Origin of the sequence: Lacisediminihabitans changchengi (assembly GCF_016634425.1) — a bacterium.
Taxonomy (GTDB): domain Bacteria; phylum Actinomycetota; class Actinomycetes; order Actinomycetales; family Microbacteriaceae; genus Lacisediminihabitans; species Lacisediminihabitans changchengi.
Genome location: NZ_JAEPES010000003.1, coordinates 403,249 through 420,436 on the forward strand (window position 1 = coordinate 403,249; position 17,188 = coordinate 420,436).

Consider the following 17,188-nt stretch of genomic DNA (forward strand, 5'->3'; position numbering starts at 1 on the left):
ACACCCATAGACGATGTGCTTGCGAGTTGGGCTGCCCGCGGTGGTGCCGACGACGTCTGGTAAGCGCGACAACTCCATCGGCATGGTCCCATTCGGCCCTGCCGCGGCAACAGAAGGGTCTTCAATCTCGTGGCAGCTCTCCAGTGGGATTCCATCGACAATAGGGCCGTTGACACGGCCAGGATCCTCGCGGCCGACGCCGTCGAGAAGGTAGGGAACGGGCATCCGGGAACCGCGATGAGCCTGGCGCCCGCCGCGTACCTGCTCTTCCAGAAGGTCATGCGTCGCGACCCAAGCGACAGCACCTGGATCGGACGCGACCGCTTCATCCTCTCGGTTGGGCATTCGTCACTCACCCAGTACATCCAGCTCTACTTCGGCGGCTACGGCCTCGAGCTCGAAGACCTCAAGGAACTACGCACCTGGGGCTCCAAGACCCCCGGACACCCGGAATACGGCCACACCGACGGGGTCGAGATCACGACCGGCCCGCTCGGCCAGGGCATCTCCTCGTCCGTCGGGTTCGCCTACGCCGCCCGCTACGAGCGCGGCCTGTTCGACCCGGACGCCCCGGCCGGCACCAGCCCGTTCGACCACTTCGTCTACGTGATCGCCGGCGACGGCGACATGCAGGAGGGCGTCACCAGCGAGGCTTCGTCGCTCGCTGGACACCAGGAGCTCGGCAACCTCGTCGTCATCTACGACAGCAACCAGATCTCGATCGAAGACGACACCAACATCGCCTTCACCGAAGACGTCGCCGCCCGCTACGAGGCCTACCACTGGCACGTGCAGACGGTCGACTGGAAGAAGACCGGCGAATACGTCGAGGACATGCAGGCACTGCACGACGCGATCGAGGCTGCCAAGGCCGAAACCAGCAAGCCGTCACTGATCGTGCTCAAGACCATCATCGGGTGGCCGTCGCCGAAGAAGCAGAACTCGGGCAAGATCCACGGATCCGCGCTCGGCACCGACGAGCTGCGTGCCGTCAAAGAGGTTCTCGGCTTCGACCCGGACAAGAACTTCGAGGTCGACCCGGCAGTCATCGAGCACACCCGCCTCGCGGTCGAGCGCGGCAAGGCCGAGCACGCCGAGTGGAACACGCAGCTCGAGGCATGGGCCGCAGCCAACCCCGAGCGCAAGGCGCTTCTCGACCGCATCCTCACCGGCGACCTGCCCGAGGGCGTCGAGGAGGCACTTCCGGTGTTCGAGGGCGGATCGTCGATCTCGACCCGCGCCGCCAGCGGCAAGGTCCTGAACGCTCTCGGCCCGGTCATCCCCGAGCTGTGGGGCGGATCGGCAGACCTCGCCGAGTCGAACAACACCACCATCGAGGGTGCGGCGTCGTTCATCCCGGCCGAGCGGTCGACGCATGAGTGGACGGGCAACCCGCACGGTCGCGTACTGCACTTCGGCATCCGCGAGCACGCCATGGGCTCCATCCTCAACGGCATCGTGTTGCACGGCAACACACGCCCGTTCGGTGGCACGTTCCTCATCTTCAGCGACTACATGCGCCCCGCGGTGCGTCTCGCCGCTCTGATGAAGGCACCGGCCATCTACGTCTGGACGCACGACTCCGTCGCGCTCGGCGAAGACGGACCGACCCACCAGCCGATCGAGCAGCTCGCCTCGCTCCGGGCCATCCCGCAGCTCGACGTGGTGCGCCCCGGCGATGCCAACGAGACCGCGTGGGCCTGGAAGACGATCCTCGAGCGACGCAACGGGCCGGCCGGCATCGCGCTGACCCGCCAGAACATCCCGGTGTTCGAGCGCGGGGAAGACGCCGCAAGCGGCGAGGTCTTCGCCTCGGCCAAGCACGTCGCCAAGGGCGCATACGTTCTCGCGGAGGCGCCGAACGGCACCCCCGACGTGATCTTCATTGCCACCGGCTCCGAGGTGCAGATCGCGGTCGACGCTCGCGCGAAGCTCAAGGAAGAGGGCATCAACGCCCGCGTCGTGTCTGCGCCGTGCCTCGAGTGGTTCGAGGAGCAGACCCCAGAGTACCGCGAGTCGGTGCTTCCGAGCTCGATCAAGGCCCGCGTCTCGATCGAGGCCGGACTCGACCTCACCTGGCGCGGCTACGTCGGCGACGCCGGCCGGAGCGTGTCGATCGACCACTTCGGTGCCTCGGCCGACTACAAGACGCTGTTCGAGAAGTTCGGCATGACCACCGAGCACGCCATCTCCGCCGCCAAGGACTCGCTGGCCGCCCTCTAGGGGCCCCGGCACAAAAGGAATAGAGAAATGACAGAGAACACCCCCACCGCAGAACTGTCCGCCGTCGGCGTGAGCATCTGGCTCGACGACCTGTCGCGCGAGCGCATCGCCTCGGGCGGCCTGCAGGAGCTCATCGACGGCCGCAACGTCGTCGGTGTGACCACCAACCCCACCATTTTCGCCAGCGCGCTGGCGAAGGGCGAGGCGTACGACGCCCAGGTTGCCGAGCTGGCAGCGGCCGGCAAGACCGTCACCGAGGCCGTTTTCGAAATCACGACGGATGACGTGGCCAACGCCAGCGACATCTTCCGTGGCATCTACGACTCGACCGCTGGCAAGGACGGTCGCGTGTCGATCGAGGTCGAGCCCGGCTTCGCTCACGACGCGGCAAGCACCATCGCCCAGGCCAAGCAGCTCTGGGCCAAGGTCGACCGCCCGAACGCGATGATCAAGATCCCCGCGACGGTCGAGGGCCTCGAAGCGATCACCGAGGTCATCGGCGCCGGAATCAGCGTCAACGTGACCCTGATCTTCAGCCTCGAGCGTCACCGCGACGTCATCAACGCCTACCTCTCGGGTCTCGAGAAGGCCAAGGCGGCCGGTCACGACCTGTCGACCATCCACTCGGTCGCCTCGTTCTTCGTGTCGCGGGTCGACACCGAGATCGACAAGCGACTCGAGGCCATCGGCACGCCCGAGGCGGTCGCGCTCAAGAGCCAGGCCGGCGTCGCCAACGCGCGCCTCGCCTACCAGGTGTTCGAGCAGGCCTTCGCCAGCGAGCGTGCCCTCGGGCTTCTCGCCGCCGGCGCCAACCGCCAGCGTCCGCTCTGGGCCTCGACCGGTGTCAAAGACCCGAACCTCTCCGACACCCTCTATGTCACCGAGCTCGCCGTTGCCGACGTCGTCAACACGATGCCGCAGAAGACGCTCGACGCCACGTTCGACCACGGGGTCATCGAAGGCGACCGCGTCACCGGCTTCTACGCCGAGGCGAACGAGGTTCTCGACAAGCTCGACGCCGTGGGTGTCTCGTACTCCGAGGTCACCGAGCTTCTCGAAAAGGAGGGCGTGGAGAAGTTCATCGTCTCCTGGAACGAGCTGCTCGACACCGTCGCCGCGGCTCTGGAGTCCGCACAGACCGGCAAGCCCGAGACCGAGTCCGACCGCTCCGGTTCCGACCACACCGTGTCGACGGAGGCCTGAGTCCGATGAGTTTCGACATCTCGGTCAGCGGCGCAGCCGCTGAAGCCGTGGAGCGGGTCGTCCCGCAGCTGGTCAGCGACCTTGTCGCCTCCCGCATCACCGACGGCGACCCGACCCTGTGGGGCCCTGACGCCGAAGAGGAGTCCGCCAAGCGCCTGGGCTGGGTGCAGGCGGTCGTCATCTCTGAGCCGCTCATCGACGACATCCTGGCGCTGCGCGACAAGCTGCACGCAGAGGGAATCAACCACATCGTCCTCTGCGGCATGGGCGGATCCTCGCTCGCGCCGGAGGTCATCACCCGTACCGCGGGCGTCGAGCTCACCATCCTCGACTCCACCGATCCGGGCCAGATCCTCTCCGCGCTGAACGATCGACTCGAGACCACTGCGGTCGTCGTGTCCTCGAAGTCGGGCTCCACCCTGGAGACCGCCAGCCAGCGCAAGGCCTATGAAAAGGCCTTCCACGACGCCGGCATCGATCCCCTCGAGCGCATCGTCATCGTGACTGATCCCGATTCGCCGCTGGATAAGGACGCCCGCGCCGCCGGCTACCGAGTCTTCAACGCCGACCCGAATGTCGGCGGGCGCTATTCGGCGCTGACCGCCTTCGGTCTGGTGCCGTCGGGCCTGGCGGGAGTCGACATCCGTGCGCTGCTGGAGGAGGCTTCCTCCATCAGTATCCAGCTTGCGGTAGACAGCCCGAGCAACCCGGCTCTCATTCTGGGTGCTGCCATCGCGGGCACCACGCCGCTGAAGAACAAGGTCGGAATCGTCGCCGACGGCACCTACATCGTCGGCTTCGGCGACTGGGTCGAGCAGCTGATCGCCGAGTCGACCGGCAAGCTCGGCACCGGCCTCCTGCCGGTAGTGCTTGACACGACCTCCCCCGAGCTCAGCGAGAACCTCGCCGACGTGCAGATCGTGCGTCTGGTCGGCAGCGCCCGTGCCACCGAGCACGTGCGGGACGGCGAGATCGAGATCAGCGGCACGCTGGGCGCGCAGATGCTCGTCTGGGAGTACGCGGTCGCCGTCGCTGGTCGCCTGCTGGCGATCAACCCCTTCGACCAGCCCGACGTCGAGTCGGCAAAGGTCGCCACTCGTGCCCTGCTCGATTCCCGCCCGGCCCCCCTCGCCCCGGCCTTCGCGGCCGACGGCATCGAGGTGCGCGGATCTGCGGATGTCGTGGCTGGCCAAGACACGATCGCCGGTGTCATCGACGCCCTGGTCGCTCAGATCGGTCCGGACGGCTACCTCGCCATCCAGGCCTATGTGGACAGCCACACACTGCACCAGCTGTCCGACCTGCGCAACCTGCTGGCTGCCAAGTCCGGACGTCCGGTCACGTTCGGTTGGGGCCCGCGGTTCCTGCACTCCACCGGACAGTTCCACAAGGGAGGACCCGCCATCGGCGCCTTCCTGCAGATCACGGCGACGGCGCCGCAGGATCTCGAGATCCCCGACAGCCCGTTCAGCTTCGGCTACCTCATCCAGGCCCAGGCCGCGGGTGACGCGACAGTGCTCGAGCAGCACGGTCGTCCGGTACTGACGCTGACGCTGACGGACGCGACGCAGAACCTCGCCACGCTGTTCAGCGCGGTCGACTGAATTTAGGAGTCTCATTGTCCCCGGTGGAAATCACGCCGGAGTTCAACCCCCTCAGGTTGCCCTCCGACCGCCGTCTCAACAGAATCGCTGGACCCAGCGCCCTGATCATCTTCGGAGTGACGGGTGACCTCGCCCGCAAGAAGCTGATGCCAGCGGTCTACGACCTCGCCAACCGCGGTCTGCTGCCGCCCGGCTTCGCACTGGTCGGGTTCGCCCGCCGCGACTGGGAAGACCAGGACTTCGCGAAGGTCGTCCACGACGCCGTCGCGGAGCACGCCCGCACCCCCTTCGATGAGGATGTCTGGGCTCAGCTGGCCGAAGGCATCCGCTTCGTCCAGGGTGAGTTCGACGACGACGCGGCATTTGCCGAGCTGAAGACAACGCTGGACGACCTCGACCGCACCCGCGGCACGATGGGCAACCACGCCTTCTATCTCTCCATCCCACCGAAGTCGTTCCCGCTCGTCACCGAGCAGCTGCGCCGCTCCGGCCTTGCCGACGACGTCGAGGGCGCATGGCGCCGCGTCGTCATCGAGAAGCCGTTCGGTAGCGACCTCACGACGGCACGAGAGCTCAACGCCGTAGTGGAGTCGGTCTTCCCGCCCGACTCGGTGTTCCGCATCGACCACTACCTGGGCAAGGAGACGGTGCAGAACATCCTTGCTCTGCGCTTCGCCAACATGCTCTACGAGCCCATCTGGAACTCGAACTACGTCGACCACGTGCAGATCACCATGGCCGAGGACATCGGCGTCGGCGGTCGTGCAGGCTATTACGACGGAATCGGCGCCGCGCGTGACGTCATCCAGAACCACCTTTTGCAGCTGCTCGCGCTCACCGCGATGGAGGAGCCCGTCTCCTTCGACGCGGCCGACCTGCGCGCCGAGAAGGAGAAGGTTCTTTCGGCCGTTCGTCTGCCCGAGGATCTGTCCACCGCCACGGCGCGTGGCCAGTACTCCAGCGGCTGGCAGGGTGGCGAGAAGGTCGTCGGCTTCCTCGACGAAGACGGCATGAACCCGGAGTCGCTCACCGAGACCTTCGCGGCGATTCGTCTCGACATCGGCACACGTCGCTGGGCCGGTGTGCCCTTCTATCTCCGTGCCGGCAAGCGCCTCGGTCGCCGCGTGACAGAGATCGCGGTCGTGTTCAAGCGCGCTCCGCAGTACCTGTTCGCCGAGAGCCAGACCGGCGAGCTCGGCCAGAACGCGCTCGTCATCCGTGTGCAGCCCGACGAGGGTGTGACCATCCGCTTCGGCTCGAAGGTTCCCGGCGCCGGTATGCAGGTGCGCGACGTGACGATGGACTTCGGCTACGGCCACGCCTTCACCGAGGCGAGCCCCGAGGCCTATGAGCGGCTCATCCTCGACGTGCTGCTCGGCGACCCGCCGCTGTTCCCGCGCCACCAGGAGGTGGAACTCAGCTGGAAGATCCTCGACCCGATCGAGGAGTTCTGGGCCACTCAGGGCCAGCCGGAGCAGTACCGCCCAGGAACCTGGGGACCGAGCTCCGCCGATGAATTACTCGCCCGCGACGGCAGAACATGGAGACGCCCGTGATAGTCGATCTTCCGGATACCACCACCAGTCAGGTATCCAAAACCCTCGTCAAGATCCGCGAAGAGGGTGGCGCGGTTGCTCTCGGGCGCGTGCTCACCCTGGTGATCTCCACCGAGCTTGGGCATGAGGAGGAGGCCATCGAGGCCGCCAACGACGCCTCGCGCGAGCACCCCATGCGCGTGATCGTCGTCTCCACGTGCAGCGGCGATGTGACAACAGACGAACCGCGACTCGATGCCCAGATCCGGGTCGGCGGCGACGCCGGCGCGAGCGAGGTCATCGTGCTCAAGGCGTACGGAGACACCGCGACCGACGAGGAGGGGCTCGTCACCGGACTCCTGCTCTCCGACGCCCCCGTTGTCGCCTGGTGGCCGGGAGAGGCGCCTGCCGTCGTGTCCCAGTCCCCGCTCGGCCGTATCGCCCAGCGTCGGATCACCGATGCCGCGGCACAGCCCGATCCCCGCGGGTTCCTGAATCACCTCTCGGGCTGCTACGCCCCCGGCGACACGGACTTCTCCTGGACCCGGCTCACCCTGTGGCGCGCGCAGCTGGCGGCCGTACTCGACCAGCCTCCGTACGAGCCGATCACCGGGATCGAGGTGCACGGTTCGCCCGACTCACCCTCGACCCAGCTGCTCGCGGCCTGGTTGCAGGATGCGCTCGGCACGCAGGCGCGTCACGAACTGGTCACTCCCGCTCACGGCTCCAGCGGAATCCAGGGCGTCAAGCTCTACCGCGGTGACACCGTGATCGAACTCGAGCGCACCAGCCCGAGCATCGCGACGCTGTTGCAGCCAAACCAGCCGACGCACGACATCTCTCTGCCCCGCCGTAGCCTTCGCGACTGCCTCGCCGAGGAATTGCGTCGACTCGACCCGGATGACCTGTACGGTGAAGTTGTGCAGAATGGACTGAAAGCGCTGTCGGAGCCCGCCGTGATCACCAAGGCGGCTCGGTGACCAACGCCCGCCGCGTGCTGGTGCATGCCGACAAGCAGTCCCTCGCGGGTTCGCTGGCGGCACGCTTCATCACCAAGGTGGTCGACCTTCTCGATGCGCAACACGACGTCAATGTCGTGTTGACCGGGGGCTCGGTCGGTACCGCGGTACTCGAGGCGATCAACGAGTCGTCGGCGCGCGACAGCATCGACTGGTCGCGGGTGAATCTGTGGTGGGGCGACGAGCGCTGGCTTCCGGCCGGCGATCCTGAGCGCAACGAAACCCAGGCTCGCGCCGCGCTGATCGACCATGTCGGCGTGATCGAGAGCAACGTGCATCCGTTCGCCAGCTCCGATGGGCCGCTCACGCTCGACGGCGCGGCCGAGGAATATGCAACCGAGCTCTCCGTTGCTGCCGACGGCGGTGCACACCCGCGCTTCGACATCACCTTCCTCGGCGTCGGGCCCGACGGTCACGTCGCGTCGCTGTTCCCCGACCACCCGGGTATCCAGGTGACGGATGCGACGGTCGTCTCGGTGCGCAACTCGCCCAAGCCTCCCCCGGAGCGCCTGAGCCTCACCCTGCCGGTGCTTAATCGCTCCGACCGGATCTGGCTCGCGCTGGCCGGATCGGACAAAGCCTCGGCGCTCGGTCTCGCTCTCGCGGGTGCAAGCACCTGGGAGGTTCCGGTCGCCGGCATCGAGGGGCGCCTTCGTACTGTGTTCTTCGTCGATCGCGACGCGGCCGCCGAGGTTCCCGGCGAGCTGATCGCCGTCGAGTACTAGACAGTCGAGTACTAGACAGTCGAGTACTAGACAGCCCAGTTCTAGACAGCAATGCCACACAAGGGGCCAGCCGACTCGTTCGGCTGGCCCCTTTGTGTGGCACTGACTTTGTGCCCCGCACGACAAAAGAAGGCCCCGTCGACATCGTCGAACGGGGCCTTCTTCGCAGTTGCACCTACTGCGCGGTAAAACTACCGCGGTAAAACTACTGTGCAGTGAGGCGCGAGCGGCGCGCGCGGAGCTGCTCCAGCGCCTCATCCAGCAGAGTCTCTGCCTCTTCCTCGGTGCGACGTTCCTTCACATAGGCGAGGTGAGTCTTGTACGGCTCGAGCTTCGCCACCGACGGGGGGTTCTCTTTGTCACGGCCGGCCGGGAGACCACAGTTCGGGCAGTCGAGAATGACCGGGATCTCCTCCGGCTCGATCGTCGCGAGAAAGTACGGGCTCAGCTCGTGACCGTTCGCGCACCAGTAGAAGACCTGGAGACGCTCGGCGTGGAAGCCACGGTCTTGCTCGCCCATGGGCCCCGCGCCGACGCGCGAGCCCCGAATTGCACTGCCACCTGAAGCCATCTGTGTGTTCCTTCTCTCGCCGGCGTTACGCTGCGGCGTCGAACTTGGTGATGAGGCCGAGCACGATGATCGACGCGACCCAGACGAGGCCGAGGATCACCGTGATGCGGTTGAGGTTGCGCTCTGCGACCCCGGACGCGCCGAGGTTAGACGTCACGCCACCGCCGAACATGTCGGACAGACCGCCACCGCGACCGCGGTGCAACAGGATGAGCAGGGTCAGCAGGAGGCTCGTGATACCGAGCACCACCTGGAGGATGACCTGAAGGATTGCCACTGTGCGATTGCACCTTTCGACTACGGAAATGGGACCGCGCCGGCACGGAGCCACACGCAGTCGTCCTTCAGTATACCCGGGCCTCGGATCAGCGCTCGGGAGGCGCGATCGCCGCGCCTCCCTGCGCCGTGATCAGGTACCGACGTGCTTGGGAAACTGCGCGATCCGGGAGAATTCGGCCAGATCGAGGCTCGCGCCGCCGACCAGAGCGCCGTCGACATCCGTCTGGCGCATGAAACCGGCGATGTTGCCGGCCTTCACTGAACCGCCATACAGGATGCGCGCCGCATCCGCCGTCTCCTGTCCGAGCACCTCGGCAAGAGTCGCCCGCAGGGCCGCAGCAACCTGCTGTGCCTGCTCGGGCGTGGCCGCCTGGCCGGAGCCGATCGCCCACACGGGCTCATACGCGACGACGAGCTCGACACCCGCCGTGAGCCCGGCGATGCCCGCACGAAGCTGAGCGACCGGCACTGCACTCGGGCCGTGCAGCTCGAGGTCTTCCGCGGTCTCCCCCACGCACAGCACGGGCACGAGTCCCGCGGTGACGGCAGCAGCGACCTTGGCCGCCACCTTCTCGTCGGTCTCGTGGTGCAGCGTGCGGCGCTCGGAGTGACCGACGATGACGTAGCCACAGTCCAGCGCGCGAAGGAACGTCGCGGAGATCTCGCCCGTGTACGCGCCAGAGACGTGCTCGGAGACATCCTGACCGCCGTAGTGGAGGTCGAGCTTGTCTGCGGCGATCAGCGTCTGCACCGATCGCAGGTCGGTGAAGGGCGGGAAAATCGCCACCTCGACCGCGGCGAAGTCATGCCGGGCGTCTTTGAGACTCCAGGCCAGCTTCTGCACGAAAGCGATCGACTGCAGGTGGTCGAGGTTCATCTTCCAGTTGCCGGCGATCAGCGGGACGCGAGCGCCCGTCGTCACCGGGGTCACGCCTGCCAGCCCAAGACTGTGAGGCCGGGAAGGCTCTTCCCCTCGAGGAATTCGAGGCTGGCGCCACCGCCGGTCGAGATGTGACCGAACTGGTCGTCGGTGAAGCCGAGGGCACGCACTGCGGCGGCGGAGTCTCCCCCGCCGACGACGGAGAGTCCGTCGACCTCGGTGAGCGCCTGGGCGACCGTCTTGGTGCCCGCGGCAAATGGCTCGAGCTCGAAGACTCCCATCGGACCATTCCAGAACACGGTCTTCGACGAACGGATGACCGCGGCGAACGCCTCAGCGGTGGCCGGACCGATGTCCAGACCGAGCCCGGCCTCACCCCACGGCGAGCCTTCGATGTCGTCGGCAGCACGAACCTCGTGTTCTGCGTCGGCACCGAACTTCGAGGCGACTACGACATCAGTCGGCAGCAGGATCTGCACGCCGAGCTCGTCGGCTTTGGCCAGGTAGCCGCGCACGGTGTCGAGCTGGTCGACCTCGAGCAGACTGGAACCGACCTTGTGGCCCTGGGCCGCGAGGAAGGTGAACAGCATGCCGCCGCCGATCAGGAGGGAGTCGACCCGCGGCAGCAGATGCGCGATCACCCCGAGCTTGTCGGAGACCTTCGAGCCACCGAGAACAACGGCGTACGGCTTGGAGGGTGTCTCGGTGAGCTTGTCCAGCACATCGAGCTCGGTCGCAATGAGCCCGCCGGCGGCGCTCGGCAGCAACCCGGCGAGTTCGAAGACACTCGCCTGCTTGCGGTGCACGACGCCGAAACCGTCAGACACGAAGGCGTCTGCGAACTCGGCGAGGTCCGCGGCGAACGACTCGCGATCTTCGTCGTCTTTGGAGGTCTCGCGCGGGTCGAATCGGAGATTCTCGAGAACGACGAGGTCGCCCTCGGTCAGCTTCTCGACGGCCGCGACCGCCTCGGGGCCGACAGTGTCGTCGGCGAAGACCACCGGGGAGACCAGCAACTCCCCCAGGCGCCGAGCGACCGGGGCAAGGCTGTATTTGGGTGTCGGTACGCCGTCCGGGCGTCCCAGGTGCGAGATCACGATCACCCGCGCTCCGGCAGCCATGAGCTGCCGGAGCGTGGGGAGCGATGCGCGAATGCGGCCGTCATCCGTGATCTCGCCGTCTTTCAACGGGACATTCAGATCACAGCGGACGATGACCTTCTTGCCTCGGAGATCTCCGAGGCTTTCAATCGTGCGGAGCGTCATCCCGAGCCGTTACAGGCGCTCGGCGACGTACTCGGTGAAGTCGACGAGGCGGTTGGAGTAACCCCACTCGTTGTCGTACCAGCCGGCGATCTTCACCTGGGTGCCGATGGCCTTGGTGAGGCCCGCGTCGAAGATGCAGGAGTGCGGGTCGCCCTGGATGTCGCTGGAAACGATCGGGTCTTCGGTGTATGCGAGGTAGCCGGCGAGCGGGCCGCTCTCGGCCGCAGCCTTGAACGCCGCGTTGACCTCGGCGACGGTGACCGCACGGCCGGCGTCGATGGTGAGGTCGGTGATCGAGCCGGTTGGCACCGGAACGCGCAGCGCGTAACCGTCGAGCTTGCCGAGAACCTCGGGAACGACGAGGCCGAGTGCCTTCGCCGCGCCGGTCGAGGTCGGGATGATGTTCAGGGCGGCGGCACGCGCACGGCGCAGGTCGCTGTGCGGGCCGTCCTGCAGGTTCTGGTCTGCGGTGTAGGCGTGGACCGTCGTCATGAGGCCACGCTCGATGCCGAAGTTCTCGAGGAAGACCTTCACCAGCGGCGCGAGGCAGTTGGTAGTGCAGGACGCGTTAGACAGGATGTCCATGGTCGAGGGGTCGTAGTCGGACTCGTTGACGCCCATGACGAAGGTGCCGTCGTCGTCGGTCGCGGGCGCCGAGATGATGACCTTCTTGGCGCCGGCCTCGAGGTGCTTGCGGGCATCCTTGGCGTTGGTGAAGCGGCCGGTCGACTCGATCACGATGTCGATGCCCAGTTCGCCCCATGGCAGGTTCGCGGGATCGCGCTCCGCCAAGACCTTGATGCGCTTGTCTCCGACGATGATCGAATCACCCTCGACCGACACGTTCTCGGCGAGACGACCGCCGACGGAGTCGTACTTGAGCAGGTGTGCCAGCGATTTAGGGTCGGTGAGGTCGTTGACGGCGACGATTTCCAGGTCAGCGCCCTGAGCGAGGGACGCGCGAAGGTAGTTGCGACCAATGCGACCGAAGCCGTTGATGCCGATCTTGACTGTCAAGAGAACTCCTGATGCTGATGCGCCGAGGGCGCGATGTGTTGTTGTCGGGGTGCTGCTGCGCGGGGTAACCGCCGTGGCTACTGGGGCGACCCCACGGGTGACGGGTGTCGAGACAGGGGTGTGGCCGGTGCTCTCGCACCGGCCACCTCACCGATTAAGACAGTACCAGGAGGCCGTCAGTCTTCTGGGTTGCTGTGCTGAAGCGCTCCTGGACGTTCGCCCAGTTCACGATGTTCCAGAACGCCTTGACGTAGTCGGCGCGCACGTTCTTGTAGTCGAGGTAGTAGGCGTGCTCCCAGACATCCAGCGTCAGCAGCGGTACGAGGCCCAGCGGGATGTTGCCCTGCTGGTCGAACAGCTGGAAGATGCTCAGGTTCTTGCCGATGCTGTCGTAGCCGAGGATCGCCCAGCCCGAGCCCTGCACGCCCAGCGCGGTGGCCGTGAAGTGAGCGGTGAACTTGTCGAACGAACCGAACTGGTCGTCGATCGCCGCAGCCAACTCACCGGTCGGCTTGTCTCCGCCGTCGGGAGAGAGGTTGGTCCAGAAGATCGAGTGGTTGACGTGACCGCCGAGGTTGAACGCGAGGTCCTTCTCGAGCTTGTTCACATTGGCCAGGTTGCCGCTGTCGCGCGCCTCGGCGAGGCCGGCCAACGCCGTGTTGGCGCCGGTGACGTACGCCTGGTGGTGCTTGTCATGGTGAAGTTCCATGATCTGGGCACTGATGTGCGGCTCCAGAGCCGCAAAGTCGTATCCCAGTTCGGGCAGCGTGTATTCAGCCATATTCCGATCTCCTTTTTCTGTGGACCCGGGGGCTACGAGCACCATCTACCGGGCCGAATTTCAGTGTACTCGCGTCAGCTCCGGCGCCCAGCGAATGCTTCCCGTACGTACAGGGTCCGTTCACCCGGGATCAGTTCACCCGGCGCGCGACCATGCCGGGCTCAGGCGTCTTCGTAGTCCGCGGGAAGATTGGCGTCGGTTCCGGGGATCCCGAGATCGACGGCCTTCTTGTCTGCCATGGCCAGCAGGCGGCGGATGCGGCCGGCCACGGCATCCTTCGTCATCGGCGGGTCGGCGTGGTGGCCGAGCTCGTCGAGGCTCGAGTCGCGGAAGCGCAGCCGCAAATCACCGGCGTAGCGCAGGTGCTCAGGAACGTCGCCGTCGAGGATCTCGAGTGCTCGCTCGACCCGGGCGCAGGCCGCGACGGCCGCCTGGGCGGAACGGCGGAGGTTCGCATCGTCGAAGTTCACCAGACGATTGGCTGTGGCCCGCACCTCGCGCCGCTGACGCAATTCCTCCCAGTTGAGCACGGTGGCCGCCGCGCCCATGTGCACGAGCATCGCGCTGATCGCTTCGCCGTCACGGATGACCACGCGGTGCACTCCGCGGACCTCGCGAGCCTTGGCAGCCACACCCAGCCGACCGGCGGCACCGACCAGGGCCATCGCGGACTCGTTGCCGGGGCAGGTGATCTCGAGTGCTGCAGAACGACCAGGGTCGGTGAGGGAACCGCGCGCCAAGAATGCCCCGCGCCAGACGGCCGACAGCTCGTCTTTGCCCCCGGTGGTGAGCTTGTTCGGGAGCCCACGGATCGGGCGGCGACGGGCGTCGAGCAGGCCGGTCTGGCGAGCGAGCGTCTCGCCGCCGTCGAGGACGCGAACGAGGTAGTGGCTGGTGCGGCGAAGTCCGGATGCGGAGATGACCGAGACCTCGCTCTTCACGCCGTAGAGCTCGGCCAGGTCTTTGCGCACCCGGCGAGCGAGCTGCGGGGTGTCGAGCTCTGACTCGACCGCGATGCGCCCGGAGATGAGGTGGAGGCCGCCGGAGAAACGCAGGATGGTGGCTAGCTCCGCCGCGCGCACCGTGGTCTTGCTCACCTCGATGCGGGCGAGTTCATCTTTGACGTCGGCGGTGAGAGCCAATCTGGGCTTCTTTCTGTTGTATCGGAATCCTGGATGCCGTGCCCTCGTCCGTCAAGCGGAAAATTGGGGGCAGGGAGCCGCTGGCGCGGCGAAACTCACTCGCGACCGAGGTCGCGGTGCTTGACGCTGACGGCAACGCCGGGCTGTTCTCGCAATAGGCGAGCGAGCCTCTCGGCGACCGCGACGGAACGGTGTTTACCGCCCGTGCATCCAATGGCGATCGTAGCGTGTCTCTTGTTCTCGCGCTGATAGCCTGCGAGCACGGGGGCCAGCGCGCGGGTGTAATTGTCGACGAATTCGGCCGCACCCTCCTGGGCGAGCACGAAGTCGGAGACCTGCTGATCGAGGCCGGTGCTCCCCCGCAGATCGGGCACCCAGAAGGGGTTGGGCAGAAAGCGCATGTCGGCCACGAGATCGGCGTCGGTGGGCAACCCGTACTTGAAACCAAAGCTCATCACCGTGACCTGCAGCCCGGGCGTTTCCGCGTCGGAGAACGTCTCCTGCACCGTCGTGGCCAGCTGATGGATGTTGAGGTCGGAGGTGTCGACGATGATGTCGCTGGACTCTCGCAGGTTGAGCATCCGCTGCCGCTCGGCGCCGATGCCATCGAGCAGGGTGCCGTCGCCCTGGAGCGGATGTGGACGCCGCACCTGCTCGAACCGACGCACGAGCGCCGCATCCGTCGCCTCGAGGAACAACACCCGAACGGCGTTGTTCTCGCGCAGGGACTCGACGATCTGCTCGAGGTCGGAGAACAGATTGCCGCCGCGGACATCCACGACGGCCGCGATCTTCGGCAGCGTGTCGCCGACCCGGCCTGCCAATTCCACGAGAGGGCGCAACATCTGAGGCGGCAGGTTGTCGACGACATACCAGCCGAGGTCTTCGAGCGCATTGCCGACGGTGGAGCGCCCGGCTCCCGACATGCCCGTGACGATCAGCACTTCCTGCTTGTCGCTCTCCGCGCTCATGCTGCAAGCCTACTTAATCGTTTCCTGCGCCTGATTGATTCGTGCGTCACTGGCGCAGGCGTTCGTAGATGGTCTGGGCGAGCGTCGGGCCGATGCCCTGCACTTCGGCGATGGCCGTCTGATCCGCCGTGCGCAGCTGGGTCACCGAGCCGAAGTGCCGGAGCAGTTCTTTCACCCGCGCGGGCCCCAGGCCCGGGATCTCGCCGAGTTGCGACGAGACATCCTTTTTTCGTCTCTGGCGTTGATAGGTGATCGCGAACCGGTGCGCCTCGTCACGGATGCGCTGGATCATGAACAGCGCGTCGCTGTTGCGGGGCAGGATGACCGGATAGTCGGAGTCAGGCAGCCAGATCTCCTCAAGACGCTTGGCGATGCCGCAGAGGTGGATATCGGTGATGCCGGCGTCTTCCAGGGCGCGCTTCGCCGCGGCCACCTGCGGCTGACCACCGTCGACGATGAGCAGGTTCGGTCGGTAGGCGAACTTCTGCCGACGGGTCTCGGCGGCGGGGTCGACGATGTCGTCGGTGGTGGGGTCCGCAGCCTCGGTCCCCTCAGGGTCCGATTCGCTGCCCGTCGGGTCAAGGTAGGCGAGCCGTCGGCTCAGCGTCTGGTAGATCGACTCGGTGTCGTCGGTCGACTCGGGGATGCTGAAGCGACGGTACTGGTCTTTGCGTGGCAGACCGTCTTCGAACACCACCATCGAGGCGACGATGTTGGTACCGCTGAGGTGCGACACGTCGTAGCACTCCATCCGCAGCGGCGCGTCGGGCATGCCCAGGGCATCCTGAATATCGGCGAGGGCCTGGGATCGGGCGGTGAAGTCACCGCTGCGCCGCGTCTTGTAGAGCATCAGAGCGTTCTTCGCGTTGGTCTCGACCGTCTGGGCCAGGGCAGCGAGGTCACCGCGCTGTGCGACGCGAAGACCCACCTTGCCGTTGCCATCGCGCCCGGAGCGGATCCCACTGAGCCAGACCTCGAGCTCTTTCACGTCCTCCGGAAGTTCGGGAACGACGATCTGGCGCGGTGGCACGAGCTCGTCCTCGTAGGCGTTCTGCAGCACCAGTTCGACCAGCTCGCCGAGCGCCAGGTCGAGTTCCTTGTCGACCACCCAGCTGCGCACACCGCGGATGCGCCCGCCGCGCACGGTGAATTGCTGCACGGCGGCGGCGAGCTCGTCGTGTGCGATGCCGAACACGTCGGCGTCGACGTCTTCGGCCAGCACCACCGCGCTCTTGGACAGCGCGGTCTCGAGCGCTCCGAGCTGGTCGCGATAGCGCGCGGCAGACTCGTAGTCCTGGGTCTCGGCCGCCGCCATCATCTTTTTGCGGACATCCGTGATGTAGCGCGAGTCATTTCCCGCCATGAAGGAGGCGAAGTCGAGAGCGATCGACTTGTGGTCCTCTTTGGTGATGCGTTTCACGCACGGCGCGGCACATTTGCCGATGTCGCCGAGCAGGCAGGGCCGACCGGTCTGCTCCGCTCGCTTGTAGGTCGCGTCCGAGCAGCTGCGCATCGGGAAGGCTTTCAACATCAGGTCGACGGTCTCGCGAATCGCCCAGACCTTCGTGTACGGCCCGAAGTAGCGGGCGCCCTTCATGGTCTTGTGGCGGGTGACCAGCACGCGGGGAACGTCGTCGCCGAGGGTGATCGCCAGATACGGGTACGACTTGTCGTCTTTGAACTGCACGTTGAACGGCGGGTCGAACTCTTTGATCCAGGTGAACTCGAGCGAGAGCGCCTCGAACTCGGTGCCGACCACGGTCCATTCGACGGATGCCGCGGTCAGCACCATGCGCCTCGTGCGCTCGTGAAGGCTGCGCAGCGGCTGGAAGTAGTTGCTCAGCCGAGAGCGCAGGTTCTTCGCCTTGCCGACGTAGAGCACCCGCTGGTTCTGGTCGCGGAAGCGGTAGACGCCCGGCTGCTGCGGGATCTCCCCCGCCTTCGGCCGCCAACTCACCGTGCCCGACATCGGC

At 66.3% G+C, this 17,188-nt stretch carries 15 protein-coding genes; 6 read left to right on the plus strand and 9 right to left on the minus strand.

The genetic code is table 11. From position 1 onward, the window contains the following. Positions 1–129 precede the first annotated feature (129 nt). Genes tkt through pgl form a run of 6 tightly spaced genes read left to right on the plus strand, consistent with a single transcriptional unit; the run spans position 130 to position 8,309 of the window. The gene (gene tkt, locus IV501_RS10265; protein WP_200555143.1) at positions 130–2,223 is read left to right on the plus strand and encodes a transketolase; all 2,094 of its coding nucleotides are present in this window, start codon (positions 130–132) and stop codon (positions 2,221–2,223) included. A 27-nt stretch (positions 2,224–2,250) separates the two neighbouring features. Continuing rightward, a complete protein-coding gene (gene tal, locus IV501_RS10270) occupies positions 2,251–3,426 on the plus strand; it encodes a transaldolase (protein WP_200555142.1) in 1,176 nt (391 codons plus the stop codon). 5 nt (positions 3,427–3,431) lie between these two features. Next, positions 3,432–5,030 carry a phosphoglucose isomerase-related protein gene (locus IV501_RS10275; protein WP_200555141.1) on the plus strand — a complete coding sequence of 533 codons (1,599 nt, stop codon included), beginning with the start codon at positions 3,432–3,434 and terminating at the stop codon, positions 5,028–5,030. Between the two features lie 14 nt (positions 5,031–5,044). After that, positions 5,045–6,586: a glucose-6-phosphate dehydrogenase gene (zwf, locus tag IV501_RS10280; RefSeq protein ID WP_200555140.1), complete on the plus strand. Its 1,542-nt coding sequence runs from the start codon at positions 5,045–5,047 to the stop codon at positions 6,584–6,586. Further along, positions 6,583–7,545: a glucose-6-phosphate dehydrogenase assembly protein OpcA gene (locus IV501_RS10285; RefSeq protein ID WP_200555139.1), complete on the plus strand. Its 963-nt coding sequence runs from the start codon at positions 6,583–6,585 to the stop codon at positions 7,543–7,545. The genes zwf and IV501_RS10285 overlap by 4 nt, the downstream gene beginning before the upstream one ends. Continuing rightward, positions 7,542–8,309, plus strand: a complete 768-nt coding sequence (pgl, locus tag IV501_RS10290) for a 6-phosphogluconolactonase (protein WP_200555138.1) — start codon at positions 7,542–7,544, stop codon at positions 8,307–8,309. The genes IV501_RS10285 and pgl overlap by 4 nt, the downstream gene beginning before the upstream one ends. A gap of 205 nt (positions 8,310–8,514) precedes the next feature. On the opposite strand, the gene IV501_RS10295 is transcribed toward pgl, so the two are convergent. From IV501_RS10295 to uvrC, 9 genes are all read right to left on the minus strand, one after another. After that, complete coding sequence (locus tag IV501_RS10295; protein ID WP_200555137.1) at positions 8,515–8,880, minus strand: RNA polymerase-binding protein RbpA; 366 nt, start codon at positions 8,878–8,880, stop codon at positions 8,515–8,517. A 25-nt stretch (positions 8,881–8,905) separates the two neighbouring features. After that, positions 8,906–9,157, minus strand: coding sequence for a preprotein translocase subunit SecG (gene secG / locus IV501_RS10300; RefSeq protein ID WP_200555136.1), 252 nt, complete (start codon positions 9,155–9,157; stop codon positions 8,906–8,908). A gap of 132 nt (positions 9,158–9,289) precedes the next feature. Next, positions 9,290–10,081 (minus strand): triose-phosphate isomerase, encoded by a 792-nt coding sequence (tpiA, locus tag IV501_RS10305; protein WP_307812198.1) that lies wholly within the window; start codon positions 10,079–10,081, stop codon positions 9,290–9,292. Positions 10,082–10,086: 5 nt separating this feature from the next. Then, the gene (locus tag IV501_RS10310; protein ID WP_200555135.1) at positions 10,087–11,304 is read right to left on the minus strand and encodes a phosphoglycerate kinase; all 1,218 of its coding nucleotides are present in this window, start codon (positions 11,302–11,304) and stop codon (positions 10,087–10,089) included. Positions 11,305–11,313: 9 nt separating this feature from the next. Then, entirely contained in the window at positions 11,314–12,321 is a 1,008-nt protein-coding gene (gene gap, locus IV501_RS10315; RefSeq protein WP_200555134.1) for a type I glyceraldehyde-3-phosphate dehydrogenase, read from the minus strand. A gap of 154 nt (positions 12,322–12,475) precedes the next feature. Next, complete coding sequence (locus IV501_RS10320) at positions 12,476–13,102, minus strand: superoxide dismutase (protein ID WP_200555133.1); 627 nt, start codon at positions 13,100–13,102, stop codon at positions 12,476–12,478. A gap of 161 nt (positions 13,103–13,263) precedes the next feature. Continuing rightward, positions 13,264–14,244, minus strand: coding sequence for a DNA-binding protein WhiA (gene whiA, locus IV501_RS10325; RefSeq protein ID WP_200555132.1), 981 nt, complete (start codon positions 14,242–14,244; stop codon positions 13,264–13,266). Positions 14,245–14,339: 95 nt separating this feature from the next. Beyond that, positions 14,340–15,215 carry an RNase adapter RapZ gene (gene rapZ, locus IV501_RS10330; RefSeq protein WP_200555131.1) on the minus strand — a complete coding sequence of 292 codons (876 nt, stop codon included), beginning with the start codon at positions 15,213–15,215 and terminating at the stop codon, positions 14,340–14,342. A 46-nt stretch (positions 15,216–15,261) separates the two neighbouring features. After that, a complete protein-coding gene (gene uvrC / locus IV501_RS10335; protein ID WP_200555445.1) occupies positions 15,262–17,184 on the minus strand; it encodes an excinuclease ABC subunit UvrC in 1,923 nt (640 codons plus the stop codon). Between the last annotated feature and the right edge of the window lie 4 nt (positions 17,185–17,188).